This window comes from Rubrivivax sp. JA1026, from assembly GCF_011065555.1.
GTDB classification, from domain to species: Bacteria; Pseudomonadota; Gammaproteobacteria; order Burkholderiales; family Burkholderiaceae_C; genus Rubrivivax; species Rubrivivax benzoatilyticus.
In genome coordinates this window covers 33,998-50,486 of record NZ_JAALCQ010000006.1, presented here as the reverse complement: position 1 = coordinate 50,486, position 16,489 = coordinate 33,998, and the positions used below count along the sequence as shown (strand labels likewise).

At 71.7% G+C, this 16,489-nt stretch carries 16 protein-coding genes; 10 read left to right on the top strand and 6 right to left on the bottom strand.

The window, feature by feature from the left end:
- Nucleotides 1–86 precede the first annotated feature (86 nt).
- On the bottom strand, nucleotides 87–509 hold the full coding sequence (locus G5B56_RS11540; RefSeq protein ID WP_164963299.1) for a hypothetical protein: 423 nt from the start codon (nucleotides 507–509) through the stop codon (nucleotides 87–89).
- 40 nt (nucleotides 510–549) lie between these two features.
- On the bottom strand, nucleotides 550–1,503 hold the full coding sequence (locus tag G5B56_RS11535; RefSeq protein WP_164963298.1) for a LysR substrate-binding domain-containing protein: 954 nt from the start codon (nucleotides 1,501–1,503) through the stop codon (nucleotides 550–552).
- 112 nt (nucleotides 1,504–1,615) lie between these two features.
- On the opposite strand from G5B56_RS11535, the gene G5B56_RS11530 reads away from it, so the two are divergent.
- From G5B56_RS11530 to G5B56_RS11505, 6 genes are all read left to right on the top strand, one after another.
- Nucleotides 1,616–3,130: an acetyl-CoA hydrolase/transferase family protein gene (locus G5B56_RS11530; RefSeq protein WP_164963297.1), complete on the top strand. Its 1,515-nt coding sequence runs from the start codon at nucleotides 1,616–1,618 to the stop codon at nucleotides 3,128–3,130.
- Between the two features lie 182 nt (nucleotides 3,131–3,312).
- A complete protein-coding gene (locus G5B56_RS11525) occupies nucleotides 3,313–5,079 on the top strand; it encodes a S8 family serine peptidase (protein ID WP_164963296.1) in 1,767 nt (588 codons plus the stop codon).
- Nucleotides 5,080–5,225: 146 nt separating this feature from the next.
- Nucleotides 5,226–5,990 carry an XDD4 family exosortase-dependent surface protein gene (locus G5B56_RS11520; protein WP_164963295.1) on the top strand — a complete coding sequence of 255 codons (765 nt, stop codon included), beginning with the start codon at nucleotides 5,226–5,228 and terminating at the stop codon, nucleotides 5,988–5,990.
- Between the two features lie 160 nt (nucleotides 5,991–6,150).
- Nucleotides 6,151–7,284: an aminotransferase class V-fold PLP-dependent enzyme gene (locus G5B56_RS11515; RefSeq protein ID WP_029718981.1), complete on the top strand. Its 1,134-nt coding sequence runs from the start codon at nucleotides 6,151–6,153 to the stop codon at nucleotides 7,282–7,284.
- A 56-nt stretch (nucleotides 7,285–7,340) separates the two neighbouring features.
- Nucleotides 7,341–7,832, top strand: a complete 492-nt coding sequence (locus tag G5B56_RS11510) for a hypothetical protein (protein WP_029718982.1) — start codon at nucleotides 7,341–7,343, stop codon at nucleotides 7,830–7,832.
- A gap of 38 nt (nucleotides 7,833–7,870) precedes the next feature.
- Nucleotides 7,871–8,212: an ArsC family reductase gene (locus G5B56_RS11505; RefSeq protein ID WP_009857228.1), complete on the top strand. Its 342-nt coding sequence runs from the start codon at nucleotides 7,871–7,873 to the stop codon at nucleotides 8,210–8,212.
- Here the strand turns inward: G5B56_RS11505 and G5B56_RS11500 are convergent.
- Nucleotides 8,209–9,300, bottom strand: a complete 1,092-nt coding sequence (locus G5B56_RS11500) for a DNA alkylation repair protein (RefSeq protein ID WP_009857227.1) — start codon at nucleotides 9,298–9,300, stop codon at nucleotides 8,209–8,211. The two genes, G5B56_RS11505 and G5B56_RS11500, sit on opposite strands and share 4 nt — an antisense overlap.
- Nucleotides 9,301–9,380: 80 nt before the next feature.
- Here G5B56_RS11500 and G5B56_RS11495 point away from each other — a divergent pair, with 80 nt between their 5' ends.
- Nucleotides 9,381–10,088 (top strand): riboflavin synthase subunit alpha, encoded by a 708-nt coding sequence (locus G5B56_RS11495; protein WP_164963294.1) that lies wholly within the window; start codon nucleotides 9,381–9,383, stop codon nucleotides 10,086–10,088.
- A 310-nt stretch (nucleotides 10,089–10,398) separates the two neighbouring features.
- Nucleotides 10,399–11,742 (top strand): argininosuccinate synthase, encoded by a 1,344-nt coding sequence (argG, locus tag G5B56_RS11490; protein ID WP_164963293.1) that lies wholly within the window; start codon nucleotides 10,399–10,401, stop codon nucleotides 11,740–11,742.
- Between the two features lie 117 nt (nucleotides 11,743–11,859).
- On the opposite strand, the gene G5B56_RS11485 is transcribed toward argG, so the two are convergent.
- Nucleotides 11,860–12,309, bottom strand: coding sequence for a hypothetical protein (locus tag G5B56_RS11485; protein WP_164963292.1), 450 nt, complete (start codon nucleotides 12,307–12,309; stop codon nucleotides 11,860–11,862).
- A gap of 269 nt (nucleotides 12,310–12,578) precedes the next feature.
- Here G5B56_RS11485 and G5B56_RS11480 point away from each other — a divergent pair, with 269 nt between their 5' ends.
- The gene (locus G5B56_RS11480; protein ID WP_164963291.1) at nucleotides 12,579–13,049 is read left to right on the top strand and encodes a hypothetical protein; all 471 of its coding nucleotides are present in this window, start codon (nucleotides 12,579–12,581) and stop codon (nucleotides 13,047–13,049) included.
- A 34-nt stretch (nucleotides 13,050–13,083) separates the two neighbouring features.
- Here the strand turns inward: G5B56_RS11480 and serC are convergent, their stop codons facing one another.
- The gene (gene serC, locus G5B56_RS11475; protein WP_164963290.1) at nucleotides 13,084–14,166 is read right to left on the bottom strand and encodes a 3-phosphoserine/phosphohydroxythreonine transaminase; all 1,083 of its coding nucleotides are present in this window, start codon (nucleotides 14,164–14,166) and stop codon (nucleotides 13,084–13,086) included.
- Between the two features lie 197 nt (nucleotides 14,167–14,363).
- On the opposite strand from serC, the gene G5B56_RS11470 reads away from it, so the two are divergent.
- A complete protein-coding gene (locus G5B56_RS11470; protein WP_009857221.1) occupies nucleotides 14,364–14,807 on the top strand; it encodes a universal stress protein in 444 nt (147 codons plus the stop codon).
- Nucleotides 14,808–14,842: 35 nt separating this feature from the next.
- Here G5B56_RS11470 and G5B56_RS11465 read toward each other — a convergent pair whose 3' ends face one another.
- Nucleotides 14,843–15,916 (bottom strand): integron integrase, encoded by a 1,074-nt coding sequence (locus G5B56_RS11465; protein WP_240920796.1) that lies wholly within the window; start codon nucleotides 15,914–15,916, stop codon nucleotides 14,843–14,845.
- Between the last annotated feature and the right edge of the window lie 573 nt (nucleotides 15,917–16,489).

The window sequence follows — 16,489 nt, the reverse complement described above, 5'->3', positions numbered from 1 at the left end:
CACGCCGAAAAGACGTGAGCAGCCGCTTCGGCTCCAAGCGCCGTGCGGCCGGGGATCGAGGCGGGAAGGGCGCCGGGGCGGCGCGCTCAGGCGCGTGGCGGGCCGCGCGCGGCGTAGGGCGCCGCTTCGGCCGCGGCGTCGTGCGTGCGGCCGGCCGCCAGCCGCGGCGGTGCCGGCGGCAGCGTGTCCAGCGCCGGCAGCGCCGGCGGCAGCGGCTCGGCGTGGGCGAGCTGGTCGTAGAGCCGGCAGTCGGCGCTGCCGTCGTCGTGGCCGGCGAACAGCGCCGCCAGACCGTGACGGTGTTCGTGTGCCGGCGCAGCGTCGTGCGCGGGGTGCGGCGACGGCGGATGGCCGGACGCCTGCGCGGCCGACGGCGCTGGCGCCGTGCCGTGCAGCACCGTGTGCGCCAGCCCCAGCCATTGCGCCGCCAGCAGCGCGAAGACGACGGCGAACGTCAGCCCCAGCCGCGAGGCAGGGTGTCGGTCGTCAGGGTGGCGGCGGCGGCGCATCGGGCGCGAGCATAACCAGCCGGCGCGGCCGAGTCCCGGCTCAGGTCTCCCGGCGCGAGGCCTCGACCAGCCAGTGGCGGAACGCCGCGACCGCCGGCCGCTCGGCGCTGTGGCGGCGGCCGACCAGGCAGTAGGTGCAGGGCGAGGCGATGGCCAGCGCGAAGGGCGCGACCAGCGCGCCGCTGGCCAGGTGGCCGGCGACGATGGGCCGCGCCGCCAGCGCGACACCCTGGCCGGCCAGCGCCGCCTCGATCGCCAGCACCGCGTTGGAGAAGTGGCGGCCACTGCCGGCGGCCTGGCGGTCCAGGCCGGCGGCCTGCAGCCAGCGGTGCCAGCCCCAGGCCTCGTCGCCGCCGTGGTTCAGCGTGTCGTCGTGGATCAGCGTGTGCTGCACGATGTCGGCCGGCACCGCCAGCGGCGCCGCGCCGCGTGCCAGCGCCGGGGCGCAGACCGGCAGGTACTCGGGCGTCAGCAGCGGGTCGACACGCCAGCCCGGGTAGCGCCCGGTGCCGAAGACGACGGCCAGCTCGCTGCGGCCGTCACCCGGCGCGCGCGCCAGCGCCGCGAGCACGTTCGCGGCACCGGCGTGGTCGACGGTCTCGGAGCTGCTAGCCAGCCGGATCTCGACCTCCGGATGGCGCGCGTAGAAGCCGGGCAGGCGCGGCAGCAGCCAGTGGCTGGCCCAGGACGGCGGCGCGATGACGCGCAGCAGCTCGGTGGCCGCCGGCGCGCAGGCCTGGTCCACCGCCTCGGCCAGCAGCGCCAGGCCGTCGCGCACCTTGGGCAGCAGGGCTTCGCCGCGCGCGCTCAGCCGCACGGCACGTGTCAGGCGCTCGAACAGCACGACGCCGAGCTCGGCCTCGAGGCTGCGGATCTGCTGGCTGACGGCCGCCGGCGTGACGTGCAGCTCGGCCGCGGCCTGCTTGAAGCTGAGGTGGCGCGCGGCGACCTCGAAGGTGCGCAACAGCGCCAGCGCGGGCATGCGGCGGGTCATCGACAGTTAAGCGCAGCTTGTGCGTCGAATCATAAATGCTTGTTTGCCTCGGTTCTGGGCGGGCTCTACATTGCCGCGCTCGCGTAACCGCCTTGTAACCCGTTCCCGACGTATGACCCAAGCCGAAAGCCGCGTCCTCTGTCCCGCCTTGCGCAATCGCATCATGTCTGCCGACGAAGCGGCCGCCTTGATCCGAAAAGGCGACAACATCGGCATGAGCGGCTTCACCGGGGCGGGTTACCCGAAGGCGATCCCGGGCGCGCTGGCGCGCCGCATCCACCAGGCCAACTCCGAGGGCGACCGCTTCAAGGTCGGCATCTGGACCGGCGCGTCGACCGCGCCCGAGCTCGACGGCGCGCTGGCCAGCGTGGCCGGCGTCGAGATGCGCCTGCCCTACCAGAGCGACCCGGTGTGCCGCCAGCGCATCAACGCCGGCGAGATGGAGTACATCGACATCCACCTCTCGCACGTCGCGCAGTTCGTCTGGTTCGGTTTCCTCGGCCATCTGGACGTCGCGGTCGTCGAGGTCACCGGCATCACCGAGGACGGCCGGCTGATCCCGTCGACCTCGATCGGCAACAACAAGACCTGGCTGGACGAGGCCGACAAGATCATCCTCGAGGTGAACTCGGCGCAGGACATGAACCTGCTGGGCATGCACGACATCTATTACGGCACCCAGCGCCCGCCGCACCGCAAGCCGATCCCGCTGGTCGCGCCCGGCGACCGCATCGGCGAGCCGACCTTCCGCGTCAACCCGGACAAGATCGTCGCCATCGTCGAGACCCACGCCGGCGACCGCAACACGCAGTTCACCGCGCCCGACGAGAACTCGCGCCGCATCGCCGGCCACATCCTCGACTTCCTGCAGCACGAGGTGAAGAAGGGCCGCCTGCCCAAGGACCTGCTGCCGCTGCAGTCGGGCGTCGGCAACATCGCCAACGCCGTGCTCGCCGGGCTCGAGGATGGGCCGTTCGAGAACCTCACCGCCTACACCGAGGTGCTGCAGGACGGCATGCTGCAGCTGATCAAGAGCGGCAAGCTGGCCTTCGCGTCGGCCACCGCGGTGTCGCTGTCGACCGACGCGCTGAAGGAGTTCCGCGAGAACCTGGCCTTCTACCGCGAGCGCATCCTGCTGCGCCCGCAGGAGATCAGCAACCACCCCGAGGTGATCCGCCGCCTGGGCATCATCGCGATGAACGGCATGATCGAGGCCGACATCTACGGCAACGTCAATTCGACGCACGTGATGGGCTCGCAGATCATGAACGGCATCGGCGGCTCGGGCGACTTCGCGCGCAACGCCTACCTGTCGATGTTCATGACGCCGTCCACCGCCAAGGGCGGCACGATCTCGTGCATCGTGCCGATGGTGCCGCACGTCGACCACACCGAGCACGACGTGCAGGTGCTGGTCACCGAACAGGGCCTGGCCGACCTGCGCGGCCTGTCGCCCAAGCAGCGCGCCGAGACGATCATCGAACGCTGCGCCCACCCCGACTTCAAGCCCGCGCTGCGCGACTACTACCGCCGCGCGCTGAAGGGCTCGCCGGGCCAGCACACGCCGCACCTGCTCGACGAAGCCTTCTCCTGGCATCTGCGCGCGCTCGCCGGGCGCGGCATGTGAGGCCCCGGCGGGCGCCGCGGGAGGCGCCTGCCACCGGCGGGCCGTGCTGCCGCGCAGGCGGTTGAACCCGGCCGCGGGTTTACCGCTTGAAACGACGGCGTGCTCAAGACGCCCGTCCCGGCAGTCGATGCTCCGGGGTCCGCGCCATCCGGCCGCGGGCCCGGACCACCGAGACGACTGCCATGAGACAACTCCCGCCTGCCTGCCTTCCCCGTGCCGTCGCCGCCGCCGTGCTGCTGGCCACTTCAGGCCTCGCCGCCGGCCCGTCGGCCGCGGCCGACGACTGGGCCGAGCGCCGGGTGCTCGTGTCGCCGCGTGCCGGCCTGCCGGCGGGCGACTTCCGCGCGCTGCTGGCGGTGCACGGCGGCAAGGCGCGCAAGATGGGCCAGAGCGAGCTGTACGTCATCGACCTGCCGGCCGGCGTCTCCGAACGCGCCGTGCAGCAGCGCCTGGCGCGCCACCGGCTGCTGAAGTTCGCCGAGCTCGACCGCCGCATCGCGCCGGCCTATGCCGCCAACGACCCCTACCTCGGCAGCCAGTGGCACCTGGGCACGATCGGTGCCGCCACCGCCTGGGACCAGTCGCAGGGGGCCGGCGTGACGATCGCCATCCTCGACAGCGGCATCGACGCCAGCCACCCCGACCTGGCCGCGCGCATGGTCGCCGGCTGGAACTTCTACGACGGCAACTCCGACACCCGCGACGTCCACGGCCACGGCACCGCGGTGGCCGGCGCGGCCGCCGCGACCAGCGACAACGCCACCGGCGTCGCCGCCGTCGCCGGCAAAGCCAACCTGATGCCGGTGCGCATCGCCGACGCCAACGCCTACGCCTACTGGAGCACCGTCGCCCAGGGCCTGACCTGGGCCGCCGACCACGGCGCACGCATCGCCAACATCAGCTACAACGGCGTCGCCGGCAGCTCCACCGTCGCCAGCGCCGCGAACTACCTGCGCGGCAAGGGCGGGCTGGTCGTCGTCGCCGCCGGCAACGACGGCACCGACCCGGGTTTCGCGGCGACGACGGCGATGATCCCGGTGTCCGCCACCAACAGCGCCGACCAGCGCACCGGCTGGTCCAACTACGGCGCCTTCGTCGCGCTGGCCGCGCCGGGCGAAGGCATCTGGACCACCAACCGCGGCGGCGGCTACTCGGCGTGGAGCGGCACCTCGTTCGCCAGCCCGGTCACCGCCGGCGTCGTCGCGCTGATGATGGCCCGGCGGCCCGACCTGCCGAACACGACGATCGAGAGCCTGCTCTACGCCAGCGCCCGCGACCTGGGCGCGGCCGGGCGCGACGCGAACTTCGGCCACGGCCGCGTCGACGCCGCCGCGGCGGTGGCGGCCGCAGCGGCCGCGGCCCCCGCCGCCGACACCACGCCGCCGACGGTGGCGATCGGCTCGCCGGCCGGCGGCAGCACGGTGTCCGGCACGGTGACGGTCGACGTCGCGGCCAGCGACAACGTCGGCGTCGCACGCGTCGAGCTGAGCGTCGGCGGCACGGTGGTCGGCATCGACTCCGCCGCGCCCTTCGCCTTCGCCTGGGACAGCACCGGCGCCGCCAACGGCAGCCGCTCGCTGGTGGCTACCGCCTACGACGCCGCGGGCAACCGCACGAACTCGGCGGCCGTCAGTGTCAACGTCGCCAACACGCTGCCGCCGGTGGCCGCCGACACGACGCCGCCGCTGGTCGCGCTGGTCAACCCGGTGGCCGGCGCCGTCAGCGGCACGGTGACGGTCAGCACCAGCGCCAGCGACGACCGTGGCGCGGCCGGCATCCGCCAGCAGCTCTACGTCGACGGCAAGCTCGCCGCCAGTGGCAGCGGGGCGACGCTGTCCTATGCCTGGAACACCCGGCGAGTGCGCGCCGGCACGCACACGCTGAAGGTCGTGGCCACGGACGCCAGCGGCAACAGCGCGGCGGCCTCGGTGAGCGTCAGCGTGCGTTGAACCGCCGCGGGGTGTCGGCTGGCTTGACAGTCGGCGCCCCGTGCCCGGCGGCTTCGCCGGCCCCCACGTTTCAAATCAAGGTCTTGGCGCTTCTGGCGCAGCGTTTGCTTCGTGTTGCCGAAACTCACGCTTCCGGGAGTCCCTCGGTGAAAAAGCATCTCGTCTGCCTCGCGATCGCGGCCCTGGGCAGCACCGCCGCCGTCGCGGCTCCGGTGAGCTTTGCCGGCAGCAACGATCCGCTGTCGGCGTCGGTCAGCTTCGACGTCGTCAACGGCCAGCTGCAGGTCGTGCTGTCGAACACCAGCCAGAACGACGTGCGCATCGGCGACCACGTGCTGACCGCGGTGTTCTTCGACATCGCCGGCGTGGCGCTGTCGCCGCTGGCGGCGATTTCCGGTGGCGCCACCTACCAGGGCACGGACTGGATCAGCGGCGCCGGCACCAACGTCGGCGGCGAGTGGGCCTTCAAGAGCGACCTCAACCAGTACGGCGCCTCGCTGGGCATCTCCAGCTCCGGCCTGGGCCTCTTCGGCCCGTTTGCCCGCTTCGACACCAGCACCAACCTCGCGGGCCCTGCTACGCCCGACGGCCTGCAGTACGGCATCACCTCGACGGCCGACGACCGCACGACCGGCACCGGCCAGCACCACAGCGAGGGCGGCGTCATCAACAGCCCGCTGACCGTCGGCTCGGTGACCTTCCTGTTCAACGTCCGCGGCACGGTGGATCTGGCCTCGATCTCCAAGGTCACCTTCCAGTACGGCACGGGGCTCGACGAGCCGCATTTCGCCGGCACCCCGGTCGATGGCGGCGGGGGTTCCGGCAGTGCCGTGCCCGAACCGGCGACGCTGGCGCTGGCCGGTGCCGCGCTGCTGGGTCTGGCCGCATCGCGCCGCCGCCGCGCCGGCTGAACCGGCCGCCGTTTCCTGCCCCGCGCAAGCTGCACGGCCCGCTTCGGCGGGCCGTGTCGTTGCTGCGCCGGCCCCTGACTTCCCTCAGCCGGCCCCTGCCGAGGGCGGTGCTAAGCTGCCCGGCTCGTTCATGCGCCGCCTGGCGCCGCAAGGAAGTTCCATGCCCGGATTGCTGCCCGACCTCGATCCCGACGGTCTGCTCGAGTACTCGGTGGTGTTCACCGACCGCGCCGTCAACCACATGTCGCAGAAGTTCCAGCGTGTGATGCGCGACCTGACGGCGACGCTGAAAGAGGTCTACGGCGCGCACGCCGTCGCCATCGTGCCCGGCAGCGGCACCTTCGGCATGGAAGCGGTGGCGCGCCAGTTCGCCACCGGGCGCAAGGCGCTGGTCATCCGCAACGGCTGGTTCAGCTACCGCTGGACGCAGATCTTCGAGACGGGCGCGATCCCGGCCGAACACACGGTGCTGAAGGCGCGCCCGGTCGCCGAAGGCGCCAAGCAGCCGTTCGCCCCGGCGCCGATCGCCGAGGTGGTGGCCACGATCCGCGCCCAGCGCCCCGACGTCGTCTTCGCGCCGCACGTCGAGACCGCCGCCGGCATCCTGCTGCCCGACGACTACCTGAAGGCCGTGGCCGACGCGGTGCACGAAGTCGGCGGCCTGTTCGTGCTCGACTGCATCGCCTCGGGCGCGGCCTGGGTCGACATGCGCGCCACCGGCGTCGACATCCTGATCAGCGCGCCGCAGAAGGGCTGGAGCGGCTCGCCGTGCTGCGCCTTCGTGATGTTCAGCGAGCGTGCGCGCGAGGCCATCGGTGCGACCACCAGCACCAGCTTCGCCGCCGACCTGAAGAAGTGGCTGCAGATCGCCGACGCCTACGAGGCCGGCGGCCACGCCTACCACGCGACGATGCCGACCGACGCGCTGACGCGCACGCGCGACGTGATGCTCGAGACGCGCGAGATCGGCTTCGCCAAGCTGCGCGATGCCCAGTTCGAGCTCGGACAGCGCGTGCGCGCGCTGCTCGCCGAACGCGGCCTGCCCAGCGTCGCTGCGCCGGGCTTCGAGGCCCCGGGCGTGGTCGTCGCCTACACCGACGACGACGCCATCCAGACCGGCAAGGCCTTCATCGCCCAGGGCCTGCAGACGGCCTCCGGCGTGCCGCTGATGTGCGACGAGCCGGCCGGCTTCAAGACCTTCCGCATCGGCCTGTTCGGCCTGGACAAGCTGGCCGACGTCGACGCCGCTGTGGCGCGTCTGGTGAAGGCGCTGGATACCGTCAAGCCCGCCTGAGCGGCGGGTGACGGCGGCGGGCGTAAGCTCGGCCCACCGGTTGCCCGCCCGCCGCCATGCGTCAAACGCTCGCCCTGTTGATCGTCACCGCCGCCCTGAGCGGCTGCGCGGCGATGAAGCCGCCGCAACCCGGCTGGACCGAACCGCAGACGCTGGCCCACTGGGGCCCGCCGACCTCGCGCTACACGCTGGCCGGCGGGCTGACGCGGCTGGAGTACGCCACCGGCCCCTTCGGCCGCACGACCTGGATGATCGACGTCGCGCCCGGCGGCCGTGTCGTCGCGGCGAAGCAAGTGCTGACCGAAGAGAACCTGATGGCGGTTCAGGGCCGCCTGCCCGGCATGTCGCGCGACGAGCTGCTGCGCACGCTCGGCCGCCCGGGCGAGCGCCGCGGCGGCGGCTGGCAGGGCGGCGAGGTCTGGTCCTGGCGCTACGCGACCCACGAATGCTGGTGGTTCCAGGTCTCGATCGGCGACGACGGCGTCGTGCGCGACGGCGCCTTCGGCCCGGACTGGCGCTGCGAACATCCCTTCGATCCGCGAAACTGAGCGCCCGTCATCGTCTTCCGGCCGCGCGCCGCCCGCCCATGATCGTCTACGGCATCCCGAACTGCGACACCGTCAAACGCGCCCGCGCCTGGCTCGCCGAGCAGGGCCACGACTACCGCTTCCACGACTTCAAGAAGGCCGGCGTGCCCGACACGCGGCTCGATGCCTGGATCGCCGCGCTCGGCTGGGAGCCGCTGGTCAACCGCCAGGGCACGACCTGGCGCAAGCTCGACGAGACCGTGCGCGCCGGCGTCGTCGACGCCGCCTCGGCGCGTGCGCTGATGCTGGCCCAGGCCAGCGTCATCAAGCGCCCGGTCGTCGAATGGGACGACGGCCGCATCACCGTCGGCTTCGACGCCGCGCGCTGGGCAGCGGCCTAGAGTTCCAGCTCGAACTCCGCGCCCGCCACGACGCGGCCGTTGACCTGGATGTCGACGCGGTGCGCGCCGGCGAAGTAACGCCGCGTCGTCACGAGCTTCATCGAATGGCGCTTGGCCAGCGCCAGCGTCGCGCCCGCGGGCAGTTCGAGCTGCCAGCCCTTGAACACCTTGGGCGTGCGCCGGCCGTCGGCCTTGACGTGGTGCACCAGGTAGTCGACGACCAGGCGCTGCGCCACCGCGGCGCGGCTGGCCAGCGTCAGCGACAGCACCAGCGTCTCGCCGACCGCCAGCCGCGGCGGCGCCAGTTCCAGCACCGCGTCGCCGACGAAGTCCTCGCCGTGGCCCCACAGCGCCAGCATCGCGGCGTCGCCCTTCTTCACCAGCGTGCGGCTGGCGTGGCGCAGCAGCGCGCGGCGTTCGCGCGTCGCGCCGGGCAGGTGTTCGCGCACCCAGGCGACGACGATCTCCGGGTGGTCCTTGGCGATGTCGTTGAGGTGGTTGGCGACGCTGCGGCGCACGAACTCGCTGGGGTCGTCCTGCAGCCGGCGCAGCAGCGGCAGGCTGGGTGAGGGGTCGGCCACCAGCGCCGTCAGTCGCAGGCCCCAGGGCAGGCGCGGGCGCGTGCCTTCGCTGACCAGGCGGCGCACCCGTTCGTCGGGGTCCTCGGCCCAGCGTTTGAGCGTCTCGTAGACCCGCGCCGGATGCTCGACGATGAAGGGCCGGATCGCGAACTCGGCGGTGAAACGCCGCGTCAGCCGGTGCAGCGTCGCCAGCGCCCGTTCGGGCTGGTGCAGGCCGCGGCGCGCGACGTATTCGCCCACCGGCCACAGCGCCCAGCCCTCCAGCCCGTCGTCGCCGTCCATCGCGGCGTCCAGCCGGTCGGCGGCAGCGCCGAAGTCCGCGGGCAGCGTCGCTTCCAGCGCGGCGCAGAGCTGCAGCGTGCGCGCCTTCAGCTCCAGTGCCTCCAGGCCGTCGGCGGCCAGGCGCTCGAAGGCGGCGGCGTCGAAACCCGGGCCGGCGGCCGCCAGGCGCGCGGCCATCTGCGCCACCAGCGCCGGGGAGATGAGGTTCTTGAACGGTTCGGCCATGCGCCGACGATAAGCGCCTGCACGCCGTGCGCTAAGCTCGACGGCTTCGCCGCGCTTGCGGCCCCTGCCTCGCATCACCCATGTTCACCGGCATCGTCCAAGGCATCGCCACCGTCGCCGCGCTCGCCGACCGGCCCGGCCTTCGCAGCTTCACGCTGCGCTTTCCGCCCGGTTTCGCCGACGGCCTGGCGATCGGCGCCAGCGTCGCCGTCGACGGCGTCTGCCTGACCGTCACCGAGCTCGAAGGCAGCGACGCCGCACGTTTCGACGTCATGCAGCAGAGCCTGTCGCTGACGACGCTGGGCACGCTGGCCGAAGGCAGCCGCGTCAACGTCGAGCGTGCCGCGAAGGACGGCGCCGAGATCGGCGGCCACCCGCTGTCGGGCCACGTCGACTTCACCGCCACGGTGGCCGAGGTGCGCCGGCCCGAGAACAACCACGTGCTGCGCATCGCCGTGCCGGCGCCGTGGATGCGCTACGTCTTCCCCAAGGGCTACATCGCGATCAACGGCGCCAGCCTGACGGTGGCCGAGGCCGACCGCGAGGCCGGCTGGTTCGAGGTCTGGCTGATCCCCGAGACGCTGCGCCAGACGACCTTCGGCGACAAGGCGCCGGGGGCCGCGCTGAACGTCGAGATCGAGCGTGCGACCCAGGTCTTCGTCGACACCGTGCGCGCGACGCTGGAAGAGCGCCTGGGCCCGCTGCTGCCGGCGCTGGAGTCGCTGCTGCGCGAGCGCGGCCTGAACCCCGAGGCGCTGGCCGGCGGCGCGCCCAAGCTGCCCGGCTGAGGCTGGACGCGGGACGCCCGAAGGCCGGGGTCAGGTCCTGTGGGACCTGACCCCTTCGTCCTTCTGAGACCGCCGCAGGGGTCAGGTCTCGAAAGACCTGACCCCTCCCGCCGTGCCGCGCCTAGGGTCGGGGTCAGGTCCTGTGGGACCTGACCCCTTCGTCCTTCGTCCTTCGGTCTGCGGCCTTCGGTCGCGCTGCGCCCGCGTCGCCCGCGGCCACCGCCGCAAACCTTGCGACAATCACGGGTTCGCGCGCGCGACCGCCCGGCGTCGCCGCGTCACCGTCCGTCCCACCTTCCGAGCCCGCACCATGTCTGCCACGATCCTCCAAAACCTGCCCGTCGGCGAGCGCGTCGGCATCGCCTTCTCCGGTGGCCTGGACACCAGCGCCGCGGTGCACTGGATGCGCGCCAAGGGCGCCATCCCCTGCGCCTACACCGCCAACCTCGGCCAGCCCGACGAGAGCGACTACGACGCGATCCCGAAGAAGGCGCTGGAGTACGGTGCCGAGAAGGCGCGCCTGGTCGACTGCCGCGCGCTGCTGGTGTCCGAAGGCATCGCCGCGATCCAGTGCTCGGCCTTCCACATCAGCACCGGCGGCGCGACCTACTTCAACACCACGCCGCTGGGCCGTGCCGTCACCGGCACCGCGCTGGTCGTGGCGATGAAGGAGGACGACGTCAACATCTGGGGCGACGGCAGCACCTACAAGGGCAACGACATCGAGCGCTTCTACCGCTACGGCCTGCTCGCCAACCCGGCGCTGCGCATCTACAAGCCGTGGCTGGACCAGACCTTCATCGACGAGCTCGGCGGCCGCAAGGAGATGAGCGAGTACCTCGTCGCCAACGGCTTCGACTACAAGATGAGCGTCGAGAAGGCCTACAGCACCGACAGCAACATGCTGGGTGCGACGCACGAGGCCAAGGACCTGGAGTTCCTGAACAAGGGCCTGACGATCGTCAACCCGATCATGGGCGTGGCCTTCTGGCGCGAGGACGTCGAGGTCAAGGCCGAGACCGTCAGCGTGCGCTTCGAGGAAGGCGTGCCGGTGGCGATCAACGGCCGCACGTTTGCCAATGCCGTCGAGCTGTTCGAGGAAGCCAACCGCATCGGCGGCCGCCACGGCCTGGGCATGTGCGACCAGATCGAGAACCGCATCATCGAGGCCAAGAGCCGCGGCATCTACGAAGCCCCGGGCATGGCGCTGCTGCACATCGCCTACGAGCGCCTCGTCACCGGCATCCACAACGAGGACACGATCGAGCAGTACCGCCTGAACGGCCGCAAGCTCGGCCGCCTGCTCTACCAGGGCCGCTGGTTCGACCCGCAGTGCCTGATGCTGCGCGAGACCGCGCAGCGCTGGGTGGCGCGCGCCATCACCGGCGAGGTCTGGATCGAGCTGCGCCGCGGCAACGACTGGTCGCTGCTGGACACGCAGAGCCCGAACCTGACCTACGCGCCCGAGCGCCTGTCGATGGAGAAGGTCGAGGACGCCGCGTTCACGCCGGCCGACCGCATCGGCCAGCTGACGATGCGCAACCTGGACATCTCCGACACGCGCGAGAAGCTGGGCGTCTACAGCCGCACCGGGCTGCTGGGCAGCACCAGCGGCGGCGCGATCCCGCTGCTGTCTTCGCCCGAAGGCGAGTGACCACGGCCCGCGCACGATGAACAAAGCCGCCCTCGGGCGGCTTTTTCTTTGCCGTGGCGAATGTCTCAGTCCTTCACGGCGTGAACGGACGATGCCGTCCGCCACGCGCCCGGCGCGTCAGTCCTGCTGCGGCCGTCCGACGATTTGCACGTCCAGGCGGGGTTCGGCGAGTTTCTGGTCGATGCGGCTCTCGACGAAGATGTGTTTCGGGTCGATGCCGCGGTCGGCGAGGAACCGTTTGACGGCGTCCAGACGCGCCGGCGTCAGCGCACGTTCGTCGCGGTGGCTGCCGTCGATCTTCCACGGGCCGGTGGGCACCAGCAGCGCCACCTCGACCTGCAGCCCCAGCGCGTCGAGCACCAGCTCGGCCAGGCGCTGGCGGCCGTCGGCCGACAGCTTGTCGCCGTCGAACAGCCCGCGTGCCGGCAGCGACGCGGTCTGCGTCTTCACCTCGCTCTTCTGCGTGCTGGGCACGAGCGGCGGCACGGGCTCGTCGCCCGGCGCCGGCATCGCGGCACTGGCGGCCAGCAGGCACAGCAGGGCGAGGGACAGGCGGGGGGCTTGCATCGGCTCTTCTCTCGGATGGAACGTCTTCGCCCCATTCTGCACGCGCGGCGCGCGCTTGCGCAGCGTTGCAGGCGAAACGGCGGTACCGCCGCGTGGACGGGGCTGCCGTTCGCGCCGTCCCGGCTCGCCGCCCGGTCGACCGGCCGGCCGCAGCGCGCTGATCGCAACACCTTGTTGCAGCTGGGTGGAGTTTCTTGACCAGCGGCGACGGGGGCGTCACGACACGCCGGTGAAATGCGGCCGTTGCCGAATCTTCAGGAGAACCCGCGATGAAGAACCCGTCCCTCGTGAGCCTGGCGGCCGTGCTGGCGCTGGCCGGCCTGGCCGGCACCGCCCAGGCGCGTGAGCGCGCCGTGCAGCGCGACGTCGTGCGCGAACGCGGCCACGTGCAGACCCGTGTCACCGGGCCCGAGGGCCGCAGCTTCAGCCGCGACACCACGCGTGCCGGCGGCGACAAGTCCACCACGATCACCGGCCCCGACGGCAAGACCGTCAGCCGCGAGGTCGACCGCGACGGCAACGACAAGACCGTCACGCTGACCGGCGCCGACGGCAAGACCGCCACGCGCGACGTGACGCGCGAGGGCGGCGACAAGACCGGCACCGTCACCGGCCCGGACGGCCAGAGCGCCACGCGCGTGGTGGACCGCAGCGCCGACGGCCGCACGGTCACCGTCACCGGGCCCGACGGCCAGACCCACACCCGCACCGTGCCGCGCCGCCGCCTGCACCAGCCCTGACCGGGCGGGCGGCCAGCCGGCCGGCCGCGTGCGTTCAGCCGTGCGCGGCCTCGAATTCCTTCATGTAGGCCACCAGCGCCTGCACGCCCTCGATCGGCATCGCGTTGTAGATCGACGCGCGCATGCCGCCGACGATGCGGTGGCCCTTCAGCTGCACCAGCCCGCGTTCGTCGGCACCCTTCAGGAAGGCGGCGTCGAGCGCGCTGTCGTGCAGGCGGAACGGCACGTTCATCCACGAGCGGCAGTCGCGCGCGATCGGGCTCGAGTAGAACGAGGTCGAGTCCAGGAAGTCGTACAGCAGCGCGGCCTTGGCGCGGTTGTGCTCGGCCATCGCGGCCAGGCCGCCGCGCGCCTTGAGCCAGTTGAACACCAGGCCGGCGATGTAGATCGCGTAGGTCGGCGGGGTGTTGTACATCGAGCCGTGCTCGGCGACGACCTGGTAGTCGAAGGCCGTCGGCGTGCAGGGCAGGGCGCCGCCGAGCAGGTCCTCGCGCACGATGACGATCGTCAGCCCCGAGGGGCCGATGTTCTTCTGCGCGCCGGCGTAGATCAGGCCGTAGCGCGAGACGTCGATCGGGCGCGACAGGATGTCGCTGGACATGTCGCCGACCAGCGGCACGTCGCCGACCTCGGGCGTCCAGTGGTACTGCACGCCGCCGATGGTCTCGTTGGTGCAGATGTGCACGTAAGCGGCGTTCGGGTCGAGCTTCCAGCTGTCGCGCGGCGGGATCGACACCGAGCCGCCGTCGGCGTTGCTGGCGACGATGTTGACCTGGCCGTAGCGGCGCGCCTCGGCGATCGAGCGCCGGCTCCATTCACCGGTGTCGACGTAGTCGGCGCCGGCGCGGCCGCGCAGCAGGTTCATCGGCACGATCGCGTTCTCGGCGATCGCGCCGCCCTGCATGAACAGGATCTTGTAGTTGGCGGGCACCGCGAGCAGCTCGCGCAGCAGCGTCTCGGCTTCCTCGGCGATGGCCGTGAAGTGCTTGCCGCGGTGGCTCATCTCCATGACCGACATGCCGCTGCCGTGCCAGTCCAGCATTTCCTCCGCGGCCTGGCGCAGCACCGGTTCGGGCAAGGCGGCGGGGCCGGCGCTGAAGTTGTGGACGCGGCGCATCGGAAGCATCTCCTGGGCAGTGGCTCGAAGCGCCGATTATCCCGGGCGCGACGCGTGCCAGTTCTGATCCGGTCGGGGCCGGCCCGGGGCGCGGCCCCGGTGGTTGTCCTGCGTCTTGAGGTTGGTCAATATCCCGGGGGCGCACGCACCTAGACTGGGTTGCAAGCCCCGCCCCCGGGGCGCCAAGAGGAAGCGAGATGTTCCAGCACCTGCTCGTGCCGGTCGACGGCACCGAACTCTCCGAGAAGGCCGCGCAGACCGCGATCGACCTGGCTGCCAAGCTGGGCGCGTCGCTGACGGCCTTCGTCGCCGAGCCGATGCCGCCGCTGCCCAACATGGGCAGCAGCCCGTCGGTCTACAAGCGCGACGCCGACGCGCACATGGCGCGCACCGAGCAGCACGCGCGCCAGGTGCTGGCGCGCATCGGCGAGCGGGCGCGGGACCAGGGCGTGCAGTACCAGGGCAAGTTCCTGCGCACCGACGCCATCGACGAGGCCATCGTCGACGCGGCCAAGGAGTTCGGCTGCGACCTGATCGTGATGGCCACGCACGGGCGCGGCGTCTTCGGCGAGCTGCTGTTCGGCTCGCACACCAAGAACGTGATGACGCGCTGCAAGCTGCCGGTGCTGGTGCTGCACTGAGCGCCGCCTGACGGCCCGCGGCGCCGGGCGGGCGATCAGCGCGCCGGCGCCAGCCGGTCGAGCGGGCTCTGCACCGCGAAGCCGCCCAGCCGCAGCACGTGGGTGTAGATCATCGTCGTCGCGACATCCGCGTGGCCCAGCAGCTCCTGCACGGTGCGGATGTCGCTGCCCGACTGCAGCAGGTGCGTGGCGAAGCTGTGGCGCAGCGTGTGCGGCGTGGCCGGCTTGGCGACGCCGGCGGCCTGCAGCGCGCGGGCGAACGCACGCTGGAAGCTGCCCGGCACCAGGTGATGGCGGCGCACGACGCCGCTGCGCGGGTCCGCCGAATGGCGGCCCTGCGGGAAGACCCAGAACCAGGCCCAGCTCGCGCCGGCGCGCGGGTATTTGCGCTCCAGCGCGTCGGGCAGCTGCACGCCGGCGCGGCCTGCTGCCGCGTCCTCGGCCCAGACCGCGTGCACGGCGCGCAACTGATCGCGCAGCGGCGCCTCCAGCGCGGCCGGCAACATCACGACGCGGTCCTTGCCGCCCTTGCCGGCGCGCACGAGGATCGCGCGCTGGGCGAAGTCGACGTCCTTCACGCGCAGCTGCAGCGCTTCGGTGATGCGCAGGCCGGTGCCGTACAGCAGCTCGCCGAGCAGGCGGTAGGTGCCGTCCAGCCGGGCCAGCACGGCGGCCACCTCGGCGGGTGACAGCACCACCGGCAGCCGGCGCTTGGGCACCGGGCGGCCGATCTCGTCCATCCACGGCAGCGACTGGCCGAGCACCTTGCCGTAGAGGAACAGCAGCGCCGACAGCGCCTGGCGGTGGCTGGACACCGACAGCCCACGCTCGGCGGCCAGGTGGCAGAGAAAGGCCGCGACCTCCGGCCCGGCCATCGTCGCCGGGTGGCGCAGGCCGTGGAAGCGGATGAAGGCCTTGGTCCAGTGCACATAGGCCTGCTCGGTGCGCAGGCTGTAGTGGCAGCTGCGCAGGGCGTCGCGGAGCTGGTCCAGAAGGCGGCGAGGGGCGGGGGATCGTGTCGCGGTGGATGCGGCGGCTGCGTCGGACGCCGGCGGACCGGCGGCCGGGGTGGTGGCTGCGGGTGCAGTACAAGCGGTGGACGACACCATGGCGGCCTCCCTTGGCAAGCCGGCGGACGCCGCCCAGAATGAGCTGTAACCGACGCCGCTTTTGTCGTCACTTTTACGCCGCTGCCAGGGTCGGTCAACAGGGAGAAAAGTGTGATCCGACAAGCACTTGAGGTGCCCCGGCTGGGGGCTGTTACGCAGGCGTTGGGTGTGATAAATGGCGTTGGTACGCCGCATACAACACGTTAGGCGTCATGACAGCAAGGCTTCTGTCCCCTGCCGAGAACGATCAAGTACGCCGAGCTATGTCGTACTGGTCAACCCACTGGGACTGGGAGTGCCCAACTCTTTTCGGGATTGAACTGGAAGAGCTTCGCAGTGTTCTTCAAAGCTGGCCTCGTTCATCGAACAATCGCGAAACCGAGGCTTTGGCTGCCATCGGGGCTCTGCGAGAGCTTCTGTACGGAGCATCTACTCCGCCGAAGACCCAACTGCCGGCTATCCTTGGCATCGAGTACGAAGAAGCGTCTGCGCTCTGCACGAGGGTACATGAGCTGTATCGCGAGGGCGCAGGTAGTGGAAAGTAGTCGCCGAAAGGCTCTCCACTCAGGAACC